General features: G+C 62.6%; 22 protein-coding genes and 1 pseudogene. 15 read left to right on the forward strand and 8 right to left on the reverse strand.

Features of this window, described 5'->3' with window-relative positions; all coding sequences use genetic code 11:
* The first annotated feature begins 6 nt into the window (after positions 1-6).
* Positions 7-2,751: a Tat pathway signal sequence domain protein gene (locus EDF58_RS23085; RefSeq protein ID WP_132269833.1), complete on the forward strand. Its 2,745-nt coding sequence runs from the start codon at positions 7-9 to the stop codon at positions 2,749-2,751.
* A gap of 63 nt (positions 2,752-2,814) precedes the next feature.
* On the opposite strand, the gene EDF58_RS23090 is transcribed toward EDF58_RS23085, so the two are convergent.
* Both EDF58_RS23090 and EDF58_RS23095 read right to left on the reverse strand, forming a co-directional pair.
* A complete protein-coding gene (locus EDF58_RS23090) occupies positions 2,815-3,633 on the reverse strand; it encodes a hypothetical protein (RefSeq protein WP_243654459.1) in 819 nt (272 codons plus the stop codon).
* The gene (locus tag EDF58_RS23095; RefSeq protein WP_207913130.1) at positions 3,627-4,457 is read right to left on the reverse strand and encodes a hypothetical protein; all 831 of its coding nucleotides are present in this window, start codon (positions 4,455-4,457) and stop codon (positions 3,627-3,629) included. The genes EDF58_RS23090 and EDF58_RS23095 overlap by 7 nt, the downstream gene beginning before the upstream one ends.
* Before the next feature lie 183 nt (positions 4,458-4,640).
* Here EDF58_RS23095 and EDF58_RS23100 point away from each other — a divergent pair, with 183 nt between their 5' ends.
* From EDF58_RS23100 to EDF58_RS23135, 8 genes and pseudogenes are all read left to right on the forward strand, one after another.
* Positions 4,641-5,621: a dipeptide epimerase gene (locus EDF58_RS23100; protein ID WP_165921548.1), complete on the forward strand. Its 981-nt coding sequence runs from the start codon at positions 4,641-4,643 to the stop codon at positions 5,619-5,621.
* A 91-nt stretch (positions 5,622-5,712) separates the two neighbouring features.
* Complete coding sequence (locus EDF58_RS23105; protein WP_165921549.1) at positions 5,713-6,390, forward strand: helix-turn-helix domain-containing protein; 678 nt, start codon at positions 5,713-5,715, stop codon at positions 6,388-6,390.
* 338 nt (positions 6,391-6,728) lie between these two features.
* A complete protein-coding gene (locus EDF58_RS23110; protein WP_132269838.1) occupies positions 6,729-8,936 on the forward strand; it encodes a TonB-dependent receptor in 2,208 nt (735 codons plus the stop codon).
* A gap of 92 nt (positions 8,937-9,028) precedes the next feature.
* Positions 9,029-10,333 (forward strand): MFS transporter, encoded by a 1,305-nt coding sequence (locus EDF58_RS23115; RefSeq protein WP_132269839.1) that lies wholly within the window; start codon positions 9,029-9,031, stop codon positions 10,331-10,333.
* A gap of 37 nt (positions 10,334-10,370) precedes the next feature.
* Positions 10,371-11,951, forward strand: coding sequence for a serine hydrolase domain-containing protein (locus tag EDF58_RS23120; protein ID WP_132269841.1), 1,581 nt, complete (start codon positions 10,371-10,373; stop codon positions 11,949-11,951).
* Between the two features lie 441 nt (positions 11,952-12,392).
* Positions 12,393-12,650 (forward strand): annotated as a pseudogene (locus EDF58_RS23125) (transposase); the annotation flags it as partial.
* A 149-nt stretch (positions 12,651-12,799) separates the two neighbouring features.
* Positions 12,800-14,032, forward strand: coding sequence for an NAD(P)/FAD-dependent oxidoreductase (locus EDF58_RS23130; protein WP_132269843.1), 1,233 nt, complete (start codon positions 12,800-12,802; stop codon positions 14,030-14,032).
* Positions 14,029-14,433, forward strand: a complete 405-nt coding sequence (locus tag EDF58_RS23135; RefSeq protein ID WP_132269845.1) for a thiol-disulfide oxidoreductase DCC family protein — start codon at positions 14,029-14,031, stop codon at positions 14,431-14,433. Before EDF58_RS23130 ends, EDF58_RS23135 begins: the two co-directional genes overlap by 4 nt.
* A gap of 351 nt (positions 14,434-14,784) precedes the next feature.
* Here EDF58_RS23135 and EDF58_RS23140 read toward each other — a convergent pair whose 3' ends face one another.
* Positions 14,785-15,825 (reverse strand): cupin domain-containing protein, encoded by a 1,041-nt coding sequence (locus tag EDF58_RS23140; RefSeq protein WP_132269846.1) that lies wholly within the window; start codon positions 15,823-15,825, stop codon positions 14,785-14,787.
* Positions 15,826-15,996: 171 nt separating this feature from the next.
* Here EDF58_RS23140 and EDF58_RS23145 point away from each other — a divergent pair, with 171 nt between their 5' ends.
* Entirely contained in the window at positions 15,997-16,524 is a 528-nt protein-coding gene (locus tag EDF58_RS23145) for a DNA starvation/stationary phase protection protein (RefSeq protein ID WP_132269848.1), read from the forward strand.
* A 107-nt stretch (positions 16,525-16,631) separates the two neighbouring features.
* On the opposite strand, the gene EDF58_RS23150 is transcribed toward EDF58_RS23145, so the two are convergent.
* The 4 genes from EDF58_RS23150 to EDF58_RS23165 all read right to left on the reverse strand — a co-directional run bounded on the left by EDF58_RS23150 (position 16,632) and on the right by EDF58_RS23165 (position 19,975).
* A complete protein-coding gene (locus tag EDF58_RS23150; RefSeq protein WP_207913131.1) occupies positions 16,632-16,994 on the reverse strand; it encodes a response regulator in 363 nt (120 codons plus the stop codon).
* A gap of 61 nt (positions 16,995-17,055) precedes the next feature.
* A complete protein-coding gene (locus tag EDF58_RS23155; RefSeq protein ID WP_132269852.1) occupies positions 17,056-17,682 on the reverse strand; it encodes a response regulator transcription factor in 627 nt (208 codons plus the stop codon).
* Complete coding sequence (locus tag EDF58_RS23160; RefSeq protein WP_165921550.1) at positions 17,679-19,238, reverse strand: ATP-binding protein; 1,560 nt, start codon at positions 19,236-19,238, stop codon at positions 17,679-17,681. Before EDF58_RS23160 ends, EDF58_RS23155 begins: the two co-directional genes overlap by 4 nt.
* 77 nt (positions 19,239-19,315) lie before the next feature.
* Complete coding sequence (locus EDF58_RS23165; RefSeq protein WP_132269856.1) at positions 19,316-19,975, reverse strand: sensor histidine kinase; 660 nt, start codon at positions 19,973-19,975, stop codon at positions 19,316-19,318.
* A gap of 185 nt (positions 19,976-20,160) precedes the next feature.
* On the opposite strand from EDF58_RS23165, the gene EDF58_RS23170 reads away from it, so the two are divergent.
* The 3 genes from EDF58_RS23170 to EDF58_RS26545 all read left to right on the forward strand — a co-directional run bounded on the left by EDF58_RS23170 (position 20,161) and on the right by EDF58_RS26545 (position 22,959).
* Positions 20,161-20,997, forward strand: a complete 837-nt coding sequence (locus tag EDF58_RS23170; protein WP_132269857.1) for an alpha/beta hydrolase — start codon at positions 20,161-20,163, stop codon at positions 20,995-20,997.
* Positions 20,998-21,093: 96 nt separating this feature from the next.
* Positions 21,094-22,731 (forward strand): cyclic nucleotide-binding domain-containing thioredoxin-disulfide reductase, encoded by a 1,638-nt coding sequence (locus tag EDF58_RS23175; RefSeq protein WP_132269859.1) that lies wholly within the window; start codon positions 21,094-21,096, stop codon positions 22,729-22,731.
* A gap of 96 nt (positions 22,732-22,827) precedes the next feature.
* Positions 22,828-22,959: a UBP-type zinc finger domain-containing protein gene (locus EDF58_RS26545; protein WP_243654463.1), complete on the forward strand. Its 132-nt coding sequence runs from the start codon at positions 22,828-22,830 to the stop codon at positions 22,957-22,959.
* Positions 22,960-23,245: 286 nt separating this feature from the next.
* Here EDF58_RS26545 and EDF58_RS23185 read toward each other — a convergent pair whose 3' ends face one another.
* Entirely contained in the window at positions 23,246-23,476 is a 231-nt protein-coding gene (locus EDF58_RS23185; protein ID WP_132269860.1) for a hypothetical protein, read from the reverse strand.
* Positions 23,477-23,783: 307 nt separating this feature from the next.
* Between EDF58_RS23185 and EDF58_RS23190 the strand changes: the two genes are divergently transcribed.
* Both EDF58_RS23190 and EDF58_RS26000 read left to right on the forward strand, forming a co-directional pair.
* Entirely contained in the window at positions 23,784-24,794 is a 1,011-nt protein-coding gene (locus EDF58_RS23190) for a cation diffusion facilitator family transporter (protein WP_207913132.1), read from the forward strand.
* Between the two features lie 89 nt (positions 24,795-24,883).
* Positions 24,884-25,033 (forward strand): hypothetical protein, encoded by a 150-nt coding sequence (locus EDF58_RS26000; protein ID WP_165921551.1) that lies wholly within the window; start codon positions 24,884-24,886, stop codon positions 25,031-25,033.
* Positions 25,034-25,146 lie beyond the last annotated feature (113 nt).

A 25,146-nucleotide genomic window follows, 5' to 3' on the forward strand; every position in this document is an offset into this window, starting at 1 on the left:
ATTTCCATGCCTCCCCCGATGCCCTGCTCACGTCGCGCCCTCCTGCGCGCCGGTCTTCTCGGCGGTGCCGCCATCTCTCTGCCGGGCCGCGTTCTCGCCGGGTCATCTCCGGCAGCGGGCAGCGACTTGCACTGGCTCGATGGCGCCGCACCTGCCTGGGATGGCGGGCAGAGCTTCGGCATGCCCTGGCCGCGCGGCGCCGTGCGCCATGTCGACCGCCTCGCCGCACATGCCGGAAACATAGCCCTGCCGATACAGAGCTGGCCGCTCGCCTACTGGCCCGACGGTTCGGTCAAGTGGAGCGGCCATGCCCTTGCCGCCGGAAAACATGCGCCGAACCAGGTGACGATCGCTGCAGGGCAACCTGCCACCCCGGCCGCCGCCCCAGCCGACTGCGTCACCGTCGACCAGCGCGCCGAAGCCATCGAGGTGAACGTCGGCCTCACGCGCTGGCGCGTTCCCCGGCAAGGTAGCGCCGTGATTGCCTCTGCCGAACGCGGCGGCCGCGTGCTGCTGCGCGATGTCTTACTAGTCGCCCGCGCGCAGGATGCCGCTTCAGCCGAGGAAGCGGACACGCTTTCCCAGCGCCGCTTCACCAGCAGGATCGAGAGCGTCACCGTCGAGCAATCCGGCCCGGTCCGCGCGGTGCTGAAAATCGACGGCACCCACGCAGGCGCTGCGCGCTCTTGGCTGCCGTTCAGCCTGCGCCTCTACTTCACCAGCGGCAGCGACGCGGTGCGGATCGTCCATAGCTTCATCTGGGACGGCCATTCCGCCCACGATTTCCTCTCCGGTCTGGGCGTCCAGGCCACCGTACCGATGCGCGGGGATCTGCATGACCGTCACGTCCGCCTCGCGACCGAGGCCAGCTTCTTCTCCGAAGCCGTGCGTCCGCTGACCGGCCTGCGCCGCGACCCCGGCGAAGCGTTCCGGCAGGCGCAGATCGATGGCCTCGCCGTGCCCGATATGGCCAACGTGCCCGAAAAGTTCGCGCCGCTGCTGGATAGCATCCCCGCCTGGGGCGACTTCCGTCTCTTCCAAGGCACGTCGGAAGGCTTCGTGGTGACCAAGCGCACCGCGAAAGGCCGCGCTTCGATCCAGTCGATTGAGGGCCACCGCGCACGCGGACTGGGCTATGTCGGCTCCCCTCAGGGCGGCGCGGCGATCGGCATGGCGGACTTCTGGAAGCGTCATCCCGTCCAGCTCGACATTGTCGGGGCGAGCGGCGACGAGGCCCAACTCACCGCATGGCTCTGGGCGCCCGATGCCCCGGCCATGGACATGCGCTCCTACCGCGACGTTCTGGGCATGACCGACTACCCCGCGCAGAACCGGGGCCTCGACGTGACTTACGAGGACTACGAGCCGGGCTGGGATTCCGCACAGGGCATCGCACGCACTAACGAACTCTGGCTCTGGGCGCTGCCCGCGACGCCCGACGCGACCGAACTGGAAAGCTACGCCGCCCATGTCGCCCGCCCGCCACGCCTTCAGGCGAGCCCCGCGCAGATTCGCGCAGCCGGAGTGTTCGGAGACTGGGCACTGCCCATCGCCAGAGGCCCGGCGGCCGAGGCCGTGGAGCGCCAGAACGACCTCCTGCTGGGCCATTACCAGGGCGAGATCGAGCGTCGCCACTGGTACGGTTTCTGGAATCACGGCGACGTCATGCACACTTACGATGCCGACCGGCACCAATGGCGCTACGACATCGGCGGCTATGCCTGGGACAACAGCGAACTCTCGACCGACCTCTGGCTCTGGTACAGCTATTTGCGCACGGGCCGCGCCGACCTGTTCCGCATGGCCGAGGCGATGACGCGCCACACAGGTGAGGTCGACGTCTATCACGCCGGGCCATGGGCCGGGCTCGGAACCCGCCACGGCGTCCAACACTGGAGCGACAGTTCAAAACAGCCCCGCGTCTCCAACGCCGCGTATCGCCGCATCTATTACTACCTCACCGGCGACGAGCGCGTCGGCGACCTGATGCGAGCGCTTGTCCATTCCGACCGTGCGCTCCAGAAAGTCGATATCGGCCGCAAGGTGGCTGATCGCGCGCTGGAATCGCTGCCACCCGGCGGCATCGCGGCCGTCACGAAGCCGCAGGGCCTGCCCGAAGGCGTGATCCAGCTCCAGTTCGGCACCAGCTGGGGCAGCCTTGTCGCCGCGTGGTTCACCGAGTGGGAGCGTACCGGAGACGGTCGCTGGCGCGACCGCATCGTAGCAGGCATGGACAGTATAGCCAGTTTGCCGCGGCAGTGGTGGGCGGGCGGCGCGAATTTCGACCTCGCAAGCGGCCGCTTCGTGTCAGGCGGTGATCAGATCAGCGTCAGCCACCTCAATGCCGTGTTCGGCGTGGTCGAGATCATGGCCGAAGTCCTGCCGTTGATCGACGCGCCCCGCTACCGCGCAGTGTGGGTCGACTACTGCGCTTGGTACAACGCTCCCGCCGCCGATTGGCAGCGCCGCTTTGGAGAGCCTCCGCGCGGACACAACTTGCGACAGGCCCATTCGCGCCTCACCGCCTATGCCGCGCATGCGCTTGGCGATGCAGCCTTGGCGGAACGGGCGTGGCGGGAATTCCACGAAGGAGAATTTCCCGACACAGTGAGGGAACGGCGGGTCGGGGAGGGGCAAGTCGAGATAGATGGCCTTTCTACCAATAGTGCCGCACAATGGGGGTTGGCGGCTATTCAAAACCTGGCCCTTTTATCGCCGAGTGTTGTCGAGGCGATGGATCACGGCGGGTAGCGGGGCTGCTGGTTTCCTAAAGCCCCCACACCGCGGAGTGCCTCCATCATTTCTGCGAAACCGTTACCGCTGAATGGTCCCACCGGCATAGGCATATCCTGGTAATGCATCGACCGGGTAGTCACCCCTCGGGGGTCGACGGTGGTTCAGTCGATCGATCACGATGTCTTTCGTCATCGCAATACCGAACTGCTTGGGCTCGAAATCGTCCTGCGCGGCCAATCCTTCGACAAAGGCCTGCATGTCGGCCCTGATCGTATCCGGGAGATCATATCGTGCCTCCGGGCTCAGAAGCTGCAACATGCGCGCGACACCGTTGCGGTGCTTCTTCACATCACGGCTATCAACCTTTTCTCCCTCCGCCTGACGGCGGCTGAGATCGATCCAGGCGCGCGCCTTGAAGGGAATGATGCCGGCTTCGTCCAAGACCGGAATGCCGTCCAGGGGCCGGGTCATCGTCTTGAGGAAAGCATAGTAATCCTCGTCCAGCAGGATCGCGGACAGGCTGGCCGCTTCCTCGGCAATGGGGATCGGCGTCAGGTGACTGCCGGGGGCCAGGTCGAAGCCATCCGGGACATTGGAGAATAGTTCCAGCATCGCGGGATAGCCTTCGGTTGCGGGTTTGGCGAAGCGATACAATATCCGCTCCCCTTCACTGCGCTGCTGGATTTTATAGGCGCCCGCCTCTACAAAAGCCATGAAGGCCTCGGAAAACGCGGGATCGAGCGCCTCGACGATCAGCGCGATATCCAAATCCCTGGTCGCGCGAAAATCGAGGCCGGCATCGTCCATGATCAATTCGCATGCCGCGCCGCCGATCAGGACATATTGATATTCATGTTCAGCAAAATGGGCGCGGAAGCGATCGACGCCAGTTACCATTCAAAGGGCTCCAGAAGTTGCTCGGCTGCCTGCGCGATCCGCTCGTCAGGGTCATGCCTCGTGCTCAGATACAGCGAGATCCGGTCAGCTGTTCCGTCCTCGCTCAGAAGCTGCGGATCATAGGCCCAGGTCTGAACCTCCTGTCTGCGCTCGTCATGATCCCAGCTGCTCTCAAGCTCGCAATCCTTGGCGATACGCTTCCAGGCGAATGCCGGCACGGCGCGGCATATGATCTTCGGCTCTGCCAGCATGGTATAGCGCGCAAGCGCGCTCTCGCCGGCCAGGACCGTGAGATCTTCTGGCAAGTCGCCTATGACGGAGCGGGATTTGCGCACCGGGGATTGCAGCCGATCTTCGACGGCGCGCCATAGCTGCGCACCATCCATGCGCAAGCGCAGGCGGCGCTGACGACCGACATGATGCCGTTGCGCCAGTTTTAACGCTTCCAGTTCATCGACGGCACGGCTGATGCTCATGATCGCGACACGATAGCGATCGGCAAGCTGGGTCATGTTGGCGTCGTTGATCTCATGACCCAGCAACGCGGCCAGCACCAGTACCTGCGCTGTCGGCGACAATTGCTCGGAAGGCGCGGCAGGTCGGCTGGAATAGACTTCGCGCAGGTCGAGAAGCGCCTCGGGTACATAGAATTGAGTACCCGGGGAGATGAAGGCCACGCGCTTTTCAACGAGGCGGCGGCGCAGCGCTGCGGGCACGCCTTCGAGGACCAGCACCAGCAGGCTGCTGTCGAGACGTCGCCGTATCTGGTCGCGATGTTTCAGATATTCCTCTACACCGCCGATCCATGCTGGGACTGCGACCATAGCCTACTGAAAATCCTACTCTACTCCGCGACTTCGCCCACCCGACCCTCCCGCGCCAGCGGATTCGTCCTACCCGGCGCGGGCATAACGTAAGAGCGATTGGAGATTTGCAAAAACAGATTTGCTTCAAATGCAAAATATGCTTCCATATTGCGCAGGATGCAAAATATGGAGCGATGCGGCATGAAAATTTCGGCCCGAAAGAGGTTCATTGGGCTCGATCAGCCTTTCCGGGTCGCATTCGGCACGATTTCCGGGCTCGATGTGGTCGAGGTCGAAGCTTCCGACTGCGGAGTGATCGGGCGCGGAGAGTGTTGCCCGATGAGCATCTATAACCAGGATGCGGACTCGACGTTGGCCGAGATCGATGCGATTGCCCCCCTGCTGGAAAACGGAGAATTGGATCGGCTGACCCTGCAGAGCGCTATGCCGGGGCGGTCGGCACGAAACGCGCTAGATTGCGCCCTGTGGGATCTGGAGGCGAAGAGATCGGGGCGCTCGGTTTGGGAAAACGCCGGGTTGCGTGCCCCGAGCAAGATTACTTCCGATGTCACCATCGGCATCATGGCGCCCGAGGCGACCGCCAAATTCGCGGCGACGCTTCGAGGCGCGTCGATGATCAAGCTGAAACTGGGCGGCGAAGCCGATCTGGAATGCGTGGCGGCTGTCCGTTCGGTGTTGCCTGATATTCCACTGTTCGTCGACGTCAACGCCGGATGGACGCTGGAGCGGCTGAACGCAATGGCTCCCCGCCTTGCCGATGCGGGGGTGTTCATGATCGAGCAGCCGCTGCCGCCGCAGGACGATCGTCTGCTCGACGAATACAATCGTGCCGTCAGGCTTTGCGCGGACGAATCCTGTCACGATCGCACTGACCTGGACCGGCTGGTTGATCGGTACGAATACGTCAACATAAAGCTGGACAAGACCGGCGGCCTTACCGAAGGCCTGGCGTTAGCCGATGCGGCACGGGCCAGAGGATTCCGCTTGATGGTGGGATGCATGCTGGGTTCCGGGCTGGCGATGGCGCCGGCCTATGTGGTCGCATCGCTTTGCGAAGTCGTCGATCTCGACGTGCCGCTCATCGTCAAGGACCGCGCCGATGCCGGCGTGCATCACGACGGCCGGTGCCTGCATCGCTTCACCCCCGAACTGTGGGGCTGATCGCCGCTGCTCCGATCTAGCCAAGCCCCGAGGCAGGGATTAACAGGCATACATGAACATCGTCAAAGACGGGCGCAGGCAGGAGGGCGAAATGCCGGACACGATCGGCGCATTGCTGCGTACCCTTCGAAAGCGCCGGAAAATGACGCTTGAGCGTCTGTCCGAACTGACCGGCATATCGGTATCGTCCCTTTCGCGGATCGAGAATACCCAGCTGGGGTTGACGATCGAGAAGGTGGAGTTGCTTGCCAAGGCGCTTGAAATCGCGCCCGAGGATCTGGTCGCCCGCAAGGCCGCCCCGGATCGCGATGGCGTTGATGGGGGCGGTCGCAAGAGCCCGCGCAGGATCAACGATCGGCGCCTTGCCGTCGATCGCGAGCGGACGCGCGGCAGCAAGGCAAGCAGCTACCGCGAACTTAATCTCAAGCACCTCTTCGAGCCCGACAGCAGCCGTGCGCTGGATTGCATGCAGGTCGCGATAGAATCGATCAGCATCTGGGAATCCGAGTTCGTGCGCCATCCCGGCGAAAAGATCATCTACGTGCTGCGCGGCGACGTTCTGATATATTGCGAAGGGCATGCGCCGCTCGTTCTGGAAACCGGTGATGCGCTCTTTATGGATGGATCCATGTGGCACAGTACCGTCGCTGCACATGGCCCTCCGGCGGAGCTTCTGGTTACCTATTATCACGGCCCCGATGCAGACCAAGGGCTCTTCGAAACGCAGGTTTTCACGCCCGAAAGCTGGGCTGCGCTTCAAACCAACTGATCCTTTTCCGGCCACAAGGCGGAGAAATAGCGCCAAGTTCTAGCTACCATCGCGCACCTTCATAATTTGCTTGAAATGCAAGTTTGAAACATATATTGCACTTAGTGCAAAATATGTGGACAGGGCAGGCGCATTATGGCGCAATGGGGTTTCACGGTCGGTAGGGCAGAAACGCGGGGCAGCAGAACGGTCCGACCGCCCGGATCTGCCGTATCGAACTTCCCCCGACTTTACAGCGTCGCAGCCGGGGGTGACGACCGCATTCCCGAACGTTCCCGCGCCCACGCCGATCGAAATGCGGCGCAATCCGCCGTGCTTGCCAAACAAGGGGTATTCGCATGAGGACATTTCCGAGAGGCAAACTGCGACTTCTGCTCGCCGCCGGTACGGCGCTATCCTACATTCCTTCCGCATCCGCGCAGGATGCCAATTCTGGTGCATCCAACAGCGCATATCCGGGCGAGATCGTCGTTACCGCGCAAAAGCGCGCCGAACGCCTGATCGATACGCCCCAGTCGATCACTGCGCTTTCCTCGGATGACATGTCGCGGATTGCCGCGCGGCAGTTTGTCGACTTCGCCAATACGGTTCCCGGGCTTCAATATACCTCGCAGGGCGCAGGTACGTCGCAGATCAGCATGCGCGGGGTTACCAGCGGTGCGGATGTGTCATCGACGGTCGGCATCTATGTCGACGAAGTGCCCTATGGTTCAAGTTCGGCATTCGCCAACGGCCCGCGCCGTGCGCTCGATGCCGGGCTTTTCGATATCGACCGTGTCGAAGTGCTGCGCGGACCGCAGGGCACTCTTTATGGCGCCAGTTCGATGGGCGGCGTTCTCAAGTATGTGATGGCCAAGCCGTCGCTGACCGAATTCGAGGCCGAGGCGCAGGCGGGTATCTCGACGACGGCGCATGGCGCAACCAGCTACGATGCGTCGGCCGTGGTCAATGCTCCGCTCGCCGCCGATAAAGCGGCAGTACGGGCGAGCGGCTACTATTCGCGTGACGGCGGCTACTTCGACAATGCCATGACCGGCGAAAAAAATGTCGATCGCGGCAAAGTCTATGGCGGAAGGATCGATGCGCTGTTCACGCCGGTGGAGGATCTGTCGATCCGGCTCACCGGCTTTGCCCAGAATATCCGGCGCGAGGGCGGCAGCTATGCCAATATCGGGCTGGATGGCGTGCCGGTTGCCGGATATCTCGACCAGGTGCATCCGCTGGATGAGCCTTTCCGGTCGAACTTCCGCCTTGGCAGCGCAACCATCGACTACGATTTTGGCGGCGCATCGCTGACGTCGGTGACCAGTTATCAGGAGAACAAGACGTACGCGTCGACCGACGGATCGGCCGTCTATGCGCCGTATCTCCAGATACTGGCCAATATCCCCGCCGAAGCGGTGGCGATCAACGAACTGGCAAGGACCCGCAAATTGGCGCAGGAAATCCGCCTGGCTTCGCCGACGGGCCGAACTTTCGAATGGCTTATCGGCGGATTCTACACGCGCGAAAAGAGCCTCTTGCAGCAGGTTGCCGATACATACGGCGCAGGCCTTGTTCCCATGCCGGAGGTGAACGCGGTAACGGCCGAGATTGACAGCACTTACGAGGAATATGCTGCCTTTGGAAACCTCACCTGGCACCTGACCGATGCTTTCGATGTCAGCGGCGGCATCCGTTATGCGCACAACCGGCAGAAATTCACGCAGAACGCCTCGGGCATCTTCGTCGTTTCGGCGCCGGGGTCGAGTTCCAGCGAAAGCGTCTTCACCTATCTGGCCAATGCCCGCTACCGCTTCAGCCGCAACGTGACGGCCTATGCCCGTTTCGCTACGGGCTATCGACCGGGCGGCCCGAACTTCCGCGTAATAGACCCGACCACCGGGGAGCCGTCGCCCGCCACTTTCGATTCGGATTCGCTGGATAGCTACGAACTGGGCATAAAGGCGGAGACTGCCGATCACAGCTTCGGCCTGGATCTGTCAGGCTATTACATCGACTGGAAGGATATCCAGCTTCTCAGCCCCGTGGCCGGCGTTAGCAATTTCACCAACGGGCCGGGCGCGCATATCAAGGGTGCCGAACTGGCGCTGACCGCACGGCCGGGGCCGGGCTTCGTCGCGGCGGCGAATTTTGCCTACAACGACGGTTATCTGACGCAGGACGTGCCGCTGCTCGGCGCCCGCAAGGGAGAACGCTTGCCGAATACGCCGCATTTCACGGCCGCGCTTAATGCCGACTATGTCCTGCCCGACAGCGATCTCGAGCCGGGGCTGGGCGCGACGTTGCGCTTTGCTTCCGACAGCACGGCAAGCTTCGACGCCAGCCCGGCGTTGCGGCAGTACGACGTGCCCGATTACGTAACCCTCGATCTGCGCGCGAGTATGGCCTTGGGACCCGTCGATGCGCAGATATATGTCCGCAATCTGTTCGATACGCGGGGCCAACTGGCCGCGCAGACGGTCCTGTCCCAACTGGGTGGTCCCGCGCAAGTGCTGATCCTGCGGCCCCGCACGGTCGGACTGCAACTTAGCGCGCACTTCTAGGACCTACTCGCGAGACTGCCGGCGGTGGGGCGGCACCGCCGCACCTGCGGTTGATAGCCATCCTTCCCCGCGAGCCTTTCGAGGAAACGTGCATGTCTGCAGAGTTCAGCCAGACGGCCTACCCCAACCTAGCGAAGGCGCGCCGTTCGCAGGTCATTATCGTCGCCATCGCCTTCTTCACGGCTATGGACATCTACGTGATTTCGCTCCTGGTCGAACCAATCAAACATGAGCTTGGATTGACCGACATCGAGGTAGGTCTTGCCAACACCACTGTCCTCTATGGGGCCTATGCACTGTTCTGCATTCCTATGGGGCTGCTGGCGGACCGTTCGGACAGGGTGCGGATGATGGCGGCGGCGATGCTGCTATGGTGTCTTGGCCTGGTGCTCACTGCGCTTTCCAAGGGGGTATGGCTGCTGGTCGCTAGCAAGGCGGTGCTCGGGATCGCTAACGCAATCACGTTGCCCACGGCCATGTCGTTGCTTGCCGACTACTTTGCACCGGAACGACGGGCAATGGCGACGACCTCCTATGGCATCGGCCAGGGTATCGGTCAGGCCGGGGCGATCTTCGTCGGCGGTTTCGGTCTGGGCGCGCTAACCCATTTGGCTGCCAGTGGATCTCAGCTACTCTTTGGGTTTACTCCCTGGCGACTGGTGTCGCTGGGCTTCGCCGCCGCCGGGCTGTTGCTCATTCCGGCGATCCTCTCACTCCGCGAACCGGATCGCATGGAAGTTCGGCAAGAAGGTGGCGGCAGCATCCGTGAACTGTGGGCGTACCGCCGCTTTCTCGTTCCGCTGCTTGCAGGAACGACGTTCCTATCAGGGATGTCTACCGGGGTGGTAAGTTGGATGGCGCCCGCGCTCACGCGCATTTACAGTCAACAACCCGGCGATTTTGCCGGGTGGTTCGGTACGGTTTCGCTCATCTCGGTGCTGGTAGGAATGGTCGTGGGAGGCAGGTTGAGCGAATATTTTCGCCACCGCGAAGGGCAGGGCAGTGTTATGCGACCGGCAGCCTTTGCAGCAGCCGCATGTGCGCCGGGCTCTTTTGTCGCGATGATGCCGAACCTCGTCTGGTTCGCCGTGGCGGCCATCTGCTTTACCGTTGCTTTCGCTGTTGCGATCACCATTCCGATGGTCGCCATAAGCTTCACGATTCCTAATGAGTTGCGCGGCGTCGTAATGGGCTTCTATGTCGTGACGGTTTCGCTGGGCGGTGCCTTTGCGGCGCCGCTTGTCGCCATGGCCAGCGCGGCGTTCGGCGGCGATGCGATGCTGGGCCATGGCATGGCGGCGGTGGGCGCTCCCTTCGCACTGATGGCTTCGGCCTGTTTCTGGTGGGCCTCTCGCGGAAGGAAACTTTCTGCGCAGCCAGTGCCTGCCGCAGCCTAGATGCCGCATCCGCAACCTCGTATCAGGGACAGAGCATATGACCCAAGGAACCGTTGCAACGCATTTCGAGGAAGCCCAGATTGATGCGATTTTCGCATCAATCGACCAATGCAGTCAGCCCGGCGCGGCGGTCGGTATCGCGATAAACGGCGTCCCCGTCTATCGCCGTGGCTTTGGCCTTGCCCATATGGAATTGCCGGTGGTTCTGGGGCCGGCCATGCGCATGCGGATCGGATCGACGACCAAGCATTTCACGGCGCTGGCGTATCTTCTCCTGTGCGAGGAGGGGAGCGCATCGCTCGACGATCCGATCGGTAAACACGTCGATGAAATCAACGCCGCCAGCCGCCTAGTCACAATGCGCCAGTTAATGGGGCATACTTCGGGCATTCGCGATGCGATGACGGTGTCGATGCTGACCAATGGCGCGCTCACGAAAGTGACCGACGCGGATATCCTGGCCTACTACCGAACGATCGAGGACGTGGATTTCACGCCGGGGACGAGTTGGAGCTACAACAACGGCGGCTACGTCCTCCTGACCGCCGCGGTCGAGCGGATTACTGGTGAGACGCTCGATACGGTGCTGCGAAAGCGGATATTTGAACCCGTTGGAATGTACGACACGATGCTTCGACGCTGGGACGACGGTTTCGTGCCCAACAGCGCCGCGCTGCATTTCCGCGCGACGGATGGTCGCTTCACGCGTGACTACATGGGTTCTGAAGTGAGCGGTGCCGGCGGCGTGGTCTCGACGATGGACGACATGTTGCGTTGGTTGAGGCATATGGACGCACCCCGTGTGGGATCCGCTGAAAGCTGGCGGCTGCTGAAAGAGCCTCACCGTCTGGCGAACGGCACGTCCACGGGTTACGGTCTGGGGCTGGTCATCGGGAACTACCGCGGTGTCGAGACGATCTGTCACGCAGGCGGCGTGATAGCTGGTAACTCGCAGATGATCAAAGTGCCCGCCGCCGGGCTCGATATCTCGATCGCGGTGAACCGCGCCGATGTGAACGCTGCCGACCTTGCCAACAGGATTATCGACGCCTGCACCGAGGGACTGGATCCGGTGGTCGACATACCTTTCGAAAAATTGGACGGTGTCTTCGTGTCCCCCGCTGATGGACGCGTGATCGAACTGCAGTCCCTTGGGGAAATGCAGTTGATGGGGATAGATGGCGCGCCCGGTCTTCCGGTGACTGCGGATGAGGGAGGTAACCTGCGGCTTCCTGAGATCATGTCCTTCATCCGCCAGTCAGCAAGGAGTGAGGGGAGGTATCTGGTTTTTACCGATTTCGGCAATGAGGATCGGCTCGTTCCGGTTACGCCGAAACCGGATGCTCACGTCGGCGACCGGGTGGGACACTTCGCGGCGCCTTCCGCGGCGGCAACCGCAGCGATTATCGAAGAGGGCGACGTCTATCGCTTGAAAATCGAGGGGCGCCATGGACGGGCAGAATATGGCCTGTCTCCGATCACCGACACGACATGGAAGGCGGCGTCTCTGGGACCATTCGCAATGCTGGGCGGAATTTTGACTTTCGCCGACGATCGGTGCGGATTCGAGTTCGCGGCCGGGCGGATGAAAGGGATGCGCTTTACCCGCCTGCAATGAGCAGGCGGGCGGAAGGAGGAGCGCGGTGTCCCTAGTTCCTCCTTCCAGTCGCGCAGTCTGTTTTTTTACGGCGAGCCTACAACAATTCACATCGCTCATCCGCGGATACCGTAGGGTTCAACGCCGAAAGAGACGGGCTTCGCAGACCACATCGTGACCGTATATAGGTTTCCAGAGGATGTTTGGTGAAAGACTGACCGCTTTTGCGCAGGCATTCTTTGACCGGTAACGGGGGGTGTGCCAGCGGAAATTCCCGGTGGGGCAGGCGTTATTGGCAGCTCGCCGCCCCATTGTCGACATTACTTACTGCGCGCCGGGATCGTGACTTACTGCGCGCCGGGACCGTGTCCCAGGACGTGGAGTAGCTGAAGGCTGAGGTGGTCACCGTGATTTTCGGGTAGGTTTGGTTTGCGAAGCTCAGACCTGACGGAAGGAATCACGATGACCGATCCGATGATGGACTTGCGTTCGCTCGTAGAAAAGGCCCGGGATGTAGATATTCTGCGCGAGATGATCTCGTTTGCCGCCGAGCGGCTGATGGAGACGGAGGTCGGCAACCTGACCGGAGGCGGCCACGGCGAGAAATCTGCGACGAGGCTGGTCCAGCGCAACGGCTACCGTGAGCGCGACTGGCAGACGCGCGCCGGGACAGACGAACTGCGCATCCCCAGGCTCAGGCAGGAAAGCTACTTCCCGGCTTCCTCGGTGGTCCCTTTCGGAGCGCTCAAATCCTCTCGCTCGGACATTTCATGGCCCCGGCCCGCTGGGCGCCGAACATCGCCGGCTTCTACGCGGCCATTTAAGCTCGCCCTATTGGACCGATCTCCATCATGGGCTAGGCAGCAGGGATGCGGGGGCTGAACATCGCGATTGCCGGCTGTGGGCCGTGCGGGCTGGCTGCAGCGCTGCTGCTTCACGAGGCGGGGCATAATGTCACCCTGTTCGAGCGGTTCGAGAAGCCCCAGCCTATCGGTTCCGGACTGATGATCCAGCCCACGGGGATGGCGGTTCTCGCCAAGCTCGGCCTGCTGGACGCGGTCCTGGTACGCGGCGCGCGTATCGATAAGTTGTTCGGCATGGCAGGCAAGCGGGTCGTGCTCGACGTGGAATATGCCTCGCTGGGCCGTCGGGACGCTTTCGGCATAGGGATACACCGCGCCAGTTTGTTTGCGGTTCTGCACGAGGCCGTGCTGCGGTCAGGCATTCCATTGCATTGCGGGCGCACACTGGTGGGAACTACGCTGCTGGGAACGAAACGTGCGTTGCGGTTTGCCGATGGACAGAAAAACGATCGCTATGATCTCGTTGTGGACGCGCTCGGCACGCGGACACCACTCGCTCCGCCGGCGGGCCGGGAACTGGCATATGGAGCGCTATGGGCCAGCCTCGACTGGCCTGGGGGTGCCGGCTTCGATCCCCACGCCCTTGCGCAGCGTTACGACCGGGCAAGCATCATGGCCGGCGTTCTGCCCATCGGGACACCGCCCGGGGCAACCGTGCCCAAGGCAGCTTTCTTCTGGTCGCTCCGGGCGGATCGGCTGGATGACTGGCGCGAGGCCGGACTGCCCGCCTGGAAGGCGCGGGTCGCCGCACTCTGGCCTGATTGCGCGGCGCTGCTCGACCAGATCACCGATCCAAGCCAGTTGACCTTCGCGCGTTATGCGCATCGCACCCTGGCTTCGCCGGCCGAACCGGCGCTCGTCCATATCGGCGATGCGTGGCATTCCGCCAGTCCGCAGCTGGGGCAAGGCGCCAACATGGCGCTACTCGATGCCTGGGCGCTGGCCCGCGGTCTGGACCATGCGCGCAGCGTCGACGAGGGTGTTCGGCAGGGCATCCGACTACGCCGTCGCCACGTTCTCACTTATCAATGGCTCACTGCACTGTTCACCCCCGTCTATCAGTCCGACAGCCGCCTGCTGCCGCTGATCCGCGACCGGATTGTCGGCCCTCTATCCAAGCTATGGCCGGCCACCGCCATACAGGCATCGATGGTGAGCGGACTGGTCGGAAATCCGCTGCGACCGTTGGGGCTGGAGGGCGAGCGTCAGATGGCTCGACCCGGCGTGGAAGCGGCATGACCGCCGCTTCCGGACCTATCATCGTTTTCGACGCGATGTGCGTGCTCTGCTCCGCCAATGCCGCCTTCGTGCTGCGGCATGACAGGGCCGGGCGTTTCCGGCTGGCGTCGATGCAGGGTGAGGCCGGATCCGCGCTCTATCGCCGGTTCGGGATCGACCCGGCGAATCCGGAAACACTGATCGTCGTCGAGGGCGACAATCTCTTGCGGGACAGCGATGCGGTGTTGGCCATATGGGCGGGCCTCGATCGTCCTTGGAACGCCTTGGCGGCGCTGCGGATCGTACCGCGCAAGTTGCGTGATCCCACCTATCGCTGGGTGGCGCGGCATCGCTACCGCTTGTTCGGAAAGAGGTCCTCGTGCTGGATACCGACGGCCGAGCACGCGGCTCGCATTCTGTGACCTACATCCTGCTCCTTGGCGGCGATGGCGGCCTCCTTGCGGTCGGCGCCATACTGGCGAGCGGCTAAGATCGTCTCTCATCGAGCGTTCGCCAATTGACAACTGACAATGACGTTTCAGTTATGGGCAATCGGCGCATAAGTTAGTTCGAGTTTTGAGGCCTGCCGCCCGATACCTGTTTCAATGATCGGCACAAAAGCTGTCTCAGACATCTGCAGAATGCTCCGGCAAGCCGTGCCCCAAACATAAGCGGGGCAGCCTGCGGCAGCGGTGGCATCCAGATTGGAACGATCGTCCTGGGCAGGATATCGGCCGCCGTTGCATTCTCGTTCGGCGCGAAAAGGGACTTACTCACGACGGCCGATCCAGAGGATTAACGCGTTCCACGATGAGCGGATCATCAACTGTCGAAGGCAGTGTTGGAAGGGAGCCGGTTGTTACTCCGAACGTCGCGGCGAGAACTTCGCGCGAGATCGAAGACGTCGATGTGCGGTAGCCGATGTCCGCGGGCATCGGCTGGTCGAAGAAGACCAGAAAATGAATTTCCTCATCGCCAATTACCTCGATCTGATGAGGATAGGAACGTGGGATGAAATAAGCATCGCCCGCCTGCAGTTCGTAAGTGTCCACGCTGCCGTCCGGGTCCAGGATAGACATCCGCGCGCGGCCCTTGTGGACGTAGCCCATCTCCGCCGTGTTGGGGTGCCAGTGCGGCTCGCGCATGCCGTTTTCGGGGATCAGGATCGAATACATCGCCAAGTTCTTCAGAGCCGGCCAGAATTGTGAGCGCGCAGCGTGCGCTGTGCCGTAGGGATGGTCGATCGGCGGAGTCTCGCTGGCGATGCCGAACTTGTGAGGATCCGGAAACGCCGCGCTTGCGGGGACCTTGGCAGGGCCGTTCCGGTGAACCAGCAGCGCGGACGAGGTATCGCGCTTGAGCGCTGCGAAGTCGGAAGAGGGCAGGGTGAACGTGTTGCCCAGGACTGCGTCGGTCATTGCCCCGAAGGCGCCATGCAGCGAGAACTCCTCGGGTCGTTCGTGGCTGAAGACGATAATAAGTTCGGCATCGACGTCGCCGACGTTCTCGATCGTGTGGAGCGAGCCGACGGTGATGTAAAACATCTCTCCCGCAGAGATCGTGAAAGCGCCGAAAACGTCGCCGGTATCGAGCACCGAGACCAGCAGGTCGCCCGATAGGCAGCACGCCAATTCATCGGCATTGGCGTGCCAGTGCGGCTCGCGGATCGCGCCGGGCGCCAGGACCAGGCGGCGCATCGACATGCCCTTCAGGATGGGAAAATCTTCGCCGTCCGCCCCTCGTACCGATCCGAGGCTGCCTTCGTAGCTTGGCGGTGTGGTGATCAGCGAACGGACATGGCGGGATGCGGTCATGGAACGGGTCCTTTCGGAAGAAGTCGAACACGTTCAAAAGCTATGGACTGGCATGCGCCGCGCCTATCCATACCAAGATATGCAAACCTTGGTGTGGATAGGCGGCGATGACGAGACGCGTAATTCTAGGGCATCGGACGGCGCTGTGCCGCCCCGACCTGGAGAAGCACGATGACCACTGACACCACCACCGTCTCGATCGCCGACCGGTTTCTCGGCACGCCGACCGATCTTGGGACCGACGCGACGCGTGACATTTCGGCCGGGCTGGCCGGGCTGCTCGCCGACGTGTTTGCACTCTACCTCAAGACCAAGAACTTTCACTGGCACATGAGCGGCCCGAACTTTCGGGACTATCATCTGCTGCTGGACGACCAGGGCGACCAGATTTTTGCCATGACGGATCCGATGGCCGAGCGCGCCCGCAAGATTGGCGGCACCACCATCCGCTCGATATCGGACATCGCCGCTCGCCAGCGCATCCTCGACAACAATGCGGCTTATGTGGAGCCCAAGGACATGCTCGCCGAACTGCACGGCGACAACAAGCAGCTGGTGGCCGAGATGCGCCGGGTTCATGAACTGTGCGACGAGTATTCCGACGTCGCCACCGCAAGCCTGCTCGAAGTGTGGATCGACGAAACCGAACGCCGCAGCTGGTTCCTGTACGAAAGCTGCCGTGGCCACGCTATCCGCTGAGGGATCGAGCGGCGCTCCATCCCCAGGGGCGCCGCCGTGCAAAGAAGTCCGTACCGGACTACAAGACGAGAAAGGCGCTACCTCGCGGTGGCGCCTTCCTTTTTTGTTCAGCGGATTGCCGCCTCGATGGCGTCGAGCAGTGAATCCGGATCGACCGGCTTGGTCAGGAATGCCCGCGCGCCGGCGCCCATCGCCTGTTTTCTGGCGGCATCGGTGGGAAAAGCAGTCATGACGATCAGCGGCACGGCCCAGCCGCGCCGCTGCATCTCGGCCTGCAGTTCGAGACCTGTCATTTCCGGCATGTGCAGGTCGGTCACGATGCACGCCAGAGCCTCATCTCCCGCTGCCAGCAATTCGCCGGCGCTGGCGAAGCTGCACGGGGTGATGCCGGTCGATCTTACAAGGCTGTCTATACTCCCTCGAACGCCGGGGTCGTCATCCACGATGGCGATGATGGGGGAAGCGGGCACGCACATTTCTCCTGGTTCACATCCCCCAGATGGGCCTGCACCGTGTGCCGCGCCATCATACTCAGATGTTAAAGCGGTGAATCGTGTCATCGCGAATGCCCAGTGTTTCGGCCATTCTCACCAGGTCCGCCAGCGACTGCGCTTCCATCTTGCGCATGACGTTGCCGCGATGGATCTTCACCGTGATCTCCGAAAGCTCCATCCGCGCCGCGACCTGCTTGTTCATCAGACCGGTCACGACGAGACTCATGACTTCGCGCTCCCTTAGCGTGAGCCGGTCGTAGCAAAGCTGGAGTGCGTCCGACCCGGCGGCCTGCTCGCGGCGCTCTTCGTCGCGCTCAAGCGCGCTGCCGACGGCGGCAAGCATCTGTTCCTCACGGAATGGCTTGGGCAGGAAGTCCACCGCACCGGCTTTCATCGCGCGCACGGTCATGGGGATATCGCCGTGCCCGGTAATGAGAACCACCGGAAGCGTTATTCCTTCCGCGACGAGGCGCTCCTGAAAGTCCAGACCGCTCTGCCCGCGAAGCCGCACGTCCAGGACGAGGCAGGACGCAGTGGTCGGTTTTTCTGCGGCCAGAAATTCCTCGGGGTTTTGGAACAGCGCCACATCCAGCCCGGTCGAGCGGAACAGGCTGCCCAGCGATCCCAGGATTTCGGGGTCGTCATCGATCACAAAGACGGTCATGCTGCCTCCCTCCCGGCCGCAATGACCGGAAGCGTGAACCGGAAAGTGGCGCCGAGTGCCGCATTGTTCGATGCGACGAGCGTGCCCCCGTGCCGCTCGACGATCGAGCGGCAGATCGACAGGCCCATTCCCAGGCCCGTACTCTTGGTCGTGAAAAATGGCGCGAACAGGCTTTCGGGATCGGCGGAAATGCCCGTCCCGCAGTCACGCACTTCCACGTTGACGGTTGCGCCGGCATGTACCGCCTTGACGCAGAGTTGTCTTTGATCTGCCGGGGTCTCGGCCATCGCCTGCTCGGCATTGAGCATCAGGTTCATGAGCACCTGCTGGATCTGCACCCAATCGCCTCGCACCAGCGGGAGGCTATCGCCGATGTCGAGCGTAATCGCGACGTCGTTCGTCTGGAGGTCCCGGCGGAGCAGCGCGACGGTCTCTTCGATCAGGGGGCCCAAGGCCAGCACGTCCTGGCGCGGCTCGACATTGCGGGCCAGGTCGCGGGTGCGGGCGATCACGTCTGCTGCACGGGTGCCGTTCGATGCGATGTGGTCCAGACAGTCGCCAACCTCTTTCGCATCGGGAGCTTCGCGCGCCAGCCAGCGGCGACCGGATTTCGCATAAGTGATGATCGCGGAGAGCGGCTGATTGACTTCGTGGGCGATCGATGCGGCCAGTTGCCCCAGCGTCGTTACGCGCGAGACATGGGTAAGTTCGGCCTGGGACTGGGCGAGCCGCGCCTGCGTTCGGTTTCGCTCGGTAACGTCGATGGCCATGATGAGTACCCGGCTCCAGCCATCGGCGCCGGGGGGAACGGTCACGCGCAGGACCACATCGATCGTCTCCCCCGAAGCGGCGAGAAACTGGGTTTCCTCCTCGATCGCCGGATCGCCGCGCACGAGTGCAGCAAGAATGCGGCCGAGCGTGGCCTCGGCGGCGGGCGTGTGGTGGGGAATGAGCGTGCCGCCGATCAACGCGCTGGCATCGGGCAGGCCGAACAGGCGTCCCGCAGCGTCATTGGCGGCGCGGATGGTCGCGGTACGGGCGATGTGATCGATCTGCTCTGGCGTTGCGGAGCCGCCATTCGCCAGCAGCGCATGCGCCGTCGACCAGTCGCCCTCCCAGATCGGCAGACCCGCCGCATTGAAGATCGTTCGGTAACGCTCCTCCGACTTGCGCTGCTGTTCGGCTACGGCGAGGTTGCGGATGCTGAGCAGTGTGGCGATCAGGATCGCGATCAGGCTGACAGCAAGCCGCATGGCCGGCGAACCCAGCGGCTCTCCCCCATGGCTGATGAAGTAACCCGCCACTGCCATCGCGAGCACGGCCGCACAGGTCGCCAGCATCACCCGGCGGTCATGACTGCGCGAGGACATGACAATGGCAACCGTGTACAAGACGGCAACGGCACCCTGAAGAGGGCTCAGAACATCGAGGGCAAAGACGGCGAGCGCCAGCGCCAGCGCCGCCGCGCCGTGGAGTCTTCCCGTCAACCTTCTACCGCCCGCATCGTCGCGCATGATCGCCTCGCGTAGCCCCACGGCCCAGGCGACCGGGAGCATGGCCAAGCTGGACGAGAACGGCCATGATCGCAACGGGTAAGCTGGCATGCGTCGCGGGTGGCGGGCGCCCGTCCGTATCAGGCACACAACGTGAAGCGCGTGCCGGGCCGCGCATCCGACCAGCCGTACCGGGCGCCCAGACGATGCGCCATCGAGGCAATGAACTGACTGCCCAGTCCGCTTCCTTCCGGCGCCGCGCGCGCTGCGCGGCCTCGGCCCCGATCGACCACTTCCAGCACGAAGGCGCCCATCGGCCTCGCACAGAGGGAGATGTCAACCGCGCCGGGAGAGCCTAGCGGATAGGCGTACTTGCAAGCATTGCCGACCAGCTCAGAGACGATCACCCCGATCGAACTGGCCGTCTCGGCCGCGACAATCACGGGCTCCGCCGCGACGCGGATCTGGCGGCCGGCACCAGCATCGCCGCAACCCGCCTCAAGACCTGCGCCAAGCTGCTCCAGATATTCGCCCAGATCGACCTGCCCGGCCGACCGTTCCCGGCAGAGCTGACGGTGAACCCCGGCGATCGCCGCTATCCGCAGCGTCATCGCAGCCAGCACCGCAAGGGCCGCCGGGTCCGCGATCCGGCGCGCCTCAAGCGTCATCATGGCCGCCACAAGTTGCAGGCTGTTGGCTACGCGGTGATTGACCTCGTCCATCGCGCTTGGCTCGGGAACGGAGGGAAGCACGGCTACGGCTGCGGTTTCTGGGAAAGCGGCGTGATGCGCGGTGGTCATCGTCTCTTCCTCGATTGGGTGACCCGCTGATCCCCGATCGCAGTCCGCCGGGCCATCATACGCAGGTATGGGGGCGATCAGGGAGCACCCAAACCTGCGTATGATATCGGGGCATCCACGCCGCGCCGATATCGGAACGGTCGGACCGGCCCCCCGCCAGTGTCCGCCTGCCAATGGAGGACAACATGGCTACCATCACGACGAACGACGGCGTTGAAATCTTTTACAAGGACTGGGGTCCCAAGGACGCGCAGCCAATCGTGTTCCATCATGGCTGGCCGCTGAGCTCGGACGACTGGGATGCCCAGATGCTCTTCTTCCTGCAGCAGGGGTACCGCGTCGTCGCGCATGACCGCAGGGGCCATGGCCGCTCGACGCAGGTCGGCGCCGGTCACGACATGGATCACTATGCATCGGACGCTTCCGCCGTGGCCGAGCATCTCGACTTGCGCGGCGCGGTCCACATCGGACATTCGACCGGCGGCGGCGAGGTTGCGCGCTACGTCGCGCGCTTCGGCCAGCCCCAGGGCCGGGTCGCCAAGGCCGTGCTGGTCAGCGCGGTTCCGCCGCTGATGCTGAAGACCCCGGAAAATCCCGGCGGTACCGATATCGCCGTGTTTGATGGTTTCCGCAGTGCCCTCGCCGCGAACCGCGCGGACTTTTTCCTCGATGTCGCATCGGGTCCGTTCTACGGCTTCAACCGTCCCGGCGCCGAAGTTTCGGACGCGGTCATCCGCAACTGGTGGCGCCAGGGCATGAGCGGCAGCGCGCTGGCGCACTATGAGGGCATCAAGGCGTTCTCGCAGACCGATCAGACCGAAGATCTGAAGGCCATAACCGTGCCCACGCTTGTCCTCCAAGGCGATGACGATCAGGTCGTGCCCTATACGGATGCAGCCTTGCAGCAGATCAAATTGCTGCGGAACGGCACATTGAAAATCTATGCGGGCTATCCGCACGGAATGCTGACGACGCACGCCGACATGATCAATCCCGATCTGCTGGCATTCGTCCGTAGTTGATCGTCGCGCCGGCGGCGCAATACTGCGCCGCCGGTGGATGATCCTTGGATGACAAGGTGGGCGGCCGGGTTCTGGCCATTGCAAGCGAGACGCGACATGAACACGCTGGGTACCCGCGAACATCAGATGTTTCCCGTATTGGACGATGCGCAGATCGCGATTGCGCGCCGGTTTTGCAGCGGGCCGGAACGCCGCTTCGAGCCGCACGAGGAAGTCTATGCGATCGGCGCCGAGGGCGCACCGGCCTGGCTCGTGCTAGAGGGCACGATCGAGGTCGTGCGACGTGATGGTCTCAGCCACGAGGCGCCGATCACCACGCACGGTGTGGGGCAGTTCTCGGGAGAGGTGAACCAGCTTGCCGGACGGCCATCGATCGCCGCCGGATACGCAGGGCCGGACGGCTGCACGGCACTGCCGTTCGATGCCGCGCATCTCCGCGCACTCATGGTCGGCTCTGCCGATGTGGGCGAGACGGTGATGCGCGCGCTCATCCTGCGGCGGGTTGCGCTCATTGCCGAAGGGGGCGCCGGGACGATTCTGATCGGTGTGCCCGATAGCGCAGAGATCGTGCGGCTTCAGGGCTTCCTGACGCGTAGCGGCTATCCCAACCTTGTCTTGAATGCTGCATCCGATGAGGAGGGCAAGGCACTGGTGGAGCGGATCGGCGTATTGCCCGAAGAACTGCCGCTCGTCGTCTGTCCCAATGGAAACATGCTGCGCCGGCCCAGCGATGTGGAGGTTGCTGCGTGCCTGGGCATGACCCCCAATCTGGACCCTTCGACGGTCTACGATGTTGCGATTGTAGGCGCCGGCCCTGCGGGGCTTGCTGCAGCCGTCTACGCAGCCTCGGAAGGTCTGTCGACCATTGTGTTGGACGAGCGCGCGATGGGCGGGCAGGCCGGATCGTCAGCGCGGATCGAGAATTATCTTGGCTTCCCCACCGGGATTTCCGGGCAGGCGCTCGCCGGGCGTGCGTTCAACCAGGCGCTGAAATTCGGTGCAGAGATTGCCGTGCCGGTTGGCGTGCAGAAGTTGGACTGCTCTTCCGCTGTGCCGGCGCTGGAGCTTGCCGGCGATCGGCGCCTCCAGGCACGCACTGTCGTGATCGCGTCGGGCGCTCGCTACCGCCGGCCGGACATTCCCGATCTTGCCGGTTTCGAGGGGCGCGGTGTGTCGTATTGGGCATCGCCGGTCGAAGCGCGGCTCTGTGCTGGACGGGAAGTGGCGCTCGTCGGAGGCGGGAATTCGGCCGGACAGGCTATCGTCTTCCTGGCGCCGCAAGTGAAGCGGTTGCATTTGTTCGTCAGGCGGGACCTGTCGGAGACAATGTCCCGCTACTTGATCGAACGCATCGCGGCTCTGCCCAATGTCGAGATCCATGTGGGCAGCGAAGTGGTTGCGCTTTCGGGCGATGGGGAAGGGCTTGCCCCTGCGACCTTCAGGCAATTTGCGACCGGTACTCTCCACCGCCGTGACATCCGGCACCTGTTTCTGTTCATCGGCGCCGACCCGAATTCGGCATGGCTTGGCGGCTGCGTGGTGACTGATGCAAAAGGGTTTGTGGAGACCGGCAGCAGCGCCCTGCCGCTTGAAACCAGCCTTTCTGGCGTATTCGCGATTGGCGACGTTCGGAAGGGCTCGACGAAACGGGTTGCCGCGGCCGTCGGTGAAGGGGCCGCCGTCATCGCCCAGATCCACATAAAAATCGCTGAAATGAAGGGAGAGCGGCCATGACGTCGTGCAAGCAGCGAAGCGCCATATAGCGCGTCACGCCCAGCGCGCGGCTGCGAGGAGAGCCTTCCAATCGGCAGCCTATGGCTGCACCCGCGCATCTGCCTTAGCTGCGGCCCTGTCGGCAGCTGCGACCAGTCGCCGCACCGGCACGCGGCCGTCCATTTTCATACAATGGGCCACCCGAATATAGAAGGGTATGACCCGCCGGATGGGGCTGAGGCTACATAGACGACGAAATGATCGATTTGCCCGGCCGAACTCCGCAGCGCGGTTCAGTACCTCGCTATTACCAGCCCGAGCGATTTGCAGCCTCCTCCGCTCGGAGCGCAGCCGGAGCAAGGGCCGAAGGCGTCGTATTCTGGTTGAAGCGGTCGTTCACCATTTTGAATTTAGGCGCCCGGATAAGCCTACGGTAGGCCGTTCAGGCTAACGCGTTCGGTGAACGGACAGCAACTGTCACGGCACCGAAATGCGCTGTTTTACGACCGCTCTGCCAGCGATTATCGCATTGGGTTCAGCCGGCTTCCACGATCGAGTATTCAAGTCGCACGTCGTCGAGCAGTCGCTCGATCGCAGCGCGCTGCGTATCGGTCCCGCTAAGCCTGACATCCCAATTGCAATGGGGATGCGTTTTCGTGTCGCGCACGATGACCTTGCCAAGTGCCCGCCGCCATGTTTGCGAAGAGCCACCTCTTTCCCGGACAAGGCGGGCGATAAGCAGCTGTTCGAGATCGGATGCCGTCATAGCCACTGCTTAGCCTTTGTTGGCGGCCAATCAAGCTGTGCTTCTTGCGCTCGCTTGATGGATCACCGGCAGGCATCGAGATCAGCCGCGGAGCAGTATACGCCGGCTCTGACGGCGTCGCCTGAACCGAGGCAGCGCGATTGCGGCGGGCTGCCACCAAATTTGGTAGTTTTTGACGAGGTCGAAAACGGGGGCTTTTTCCAAACGCTGCCCAACGATCCCGAATTGAGGTTTTGTAGCCGATTTACAAACATCCCTGATAGGTGCTTGAAACGGGCATCAGTGGTAGTGCTGGCGAGATGGGTTCATGTGGGCCATAGCGGCGATCATGTCCGCACACGCTTCCAAACGCACCCTATATGCAGCCCTTGCAGCTAACGCCGGGATCGCAATCGCCAAGTTCTGCGGAGCCGCCTACACCGGATCATCCGCTATGGCTTCGGAGGGCATTCACAGCCTCGTCGACACGGGTAATCAGGTATTGCTGCTCTACGGCATCAAGGATGCGAGCCGCCCGGCAGATGCGTCGCACCCCTTCGGATATGGCCTGCGGCTCTATTTCTGGGGTTTTGTGGTGGCCATGGCCGTGTTTGCTCTGGGTTCAGGGGTTGCCATTTACGAGGGCGCCGAGAAGGTCGTTCATCCGACCTCGATCCAGAGCGCATGGGTCAACATCCTTATTCTGCTGGTCGCCATTGCCCTCGAAGGCTCTTCGCTTAGGGTCGCGCTTGGCGAAGTGCGGACCGACGCGAAGCGCCGCGGGCTAGGAATGTTGGAAACGATCCGGACGCACCGAGACCCCACCATCTTCGCGGTCGTCTACGAAGAGACTGCTGCCCTTGCCGGTCTTGGCGCAGCGCTTCTCGGCATCGGTTTGGCGGTTTTGCTCGACATGCCAGTTATCGACGGTTGGACGTCGATTGCAATCGGCGTGATCCTTGCGATCACGGCCTTGAGCCTGGCCCGGCGCTGCTATGTGCTGATGACCGGGCAATCGGCAGACCCGGCAATCGAAGAACGTCTTCGCGAAATCCTCGCAAGAGTGAAGCCGATTGAGCAGGTGAACGAGGTCCGCACGATGCATTTCGGGCCTTCCGAAGTCCTGGTATTGGCCTCGGCAGACTTCGTGGACGATACGCTTGCGGGCACCGTCGAGCGTATCGTTTCCGACGTGGAAGATGGCATTCGAGAGGAGTTCCCCGAAGTCCGTCGTGTCTACATCGAGGCGCAATCCACCATGCGTCACCGCGAAGCGCTGGAGGACATCGGCGAAGATGTTGACGCCCTCGAGCGGGAGGGTGATGAAGAAGAGGAATGAATTGTCGGACGCCCGGTTCAGTCACTTCATCATTCGCCGTCCATCTTCAGAGCCTTCTCGAGGATGGATTTGTCTTAGATTCGTTGGTCATGACGAACACGACGATCGTCAGCGGAGCAGCCATCGGCACCACCCATGTTCAGCAGTTGCGCAACCAAGGTAGCGGCAAGCGGGTTCCTGTGTCGCACGGCGTTGTGTTCGACAGGAACCATTTGCCGCTCTGCCCTAGCCTCATGTAAATGCGATGATTGAAAGATTTATCGCTTGTATTCCAGATGACTAGAACGCACAGTCTGGGCGCGTAAGATAGCCGCGCAATAGATCGGCTACTCTCGCAATGTCTCCTAGGTCG

Source organism: Novosphingobium sp. PhB57 (assembly GCF_004342985.1).
GTDB lineage: Bacteria > Pseudomonadota > Alphaproteobacteria > Sphingomonadales > Sphingomonadaceae > Novosphingobium.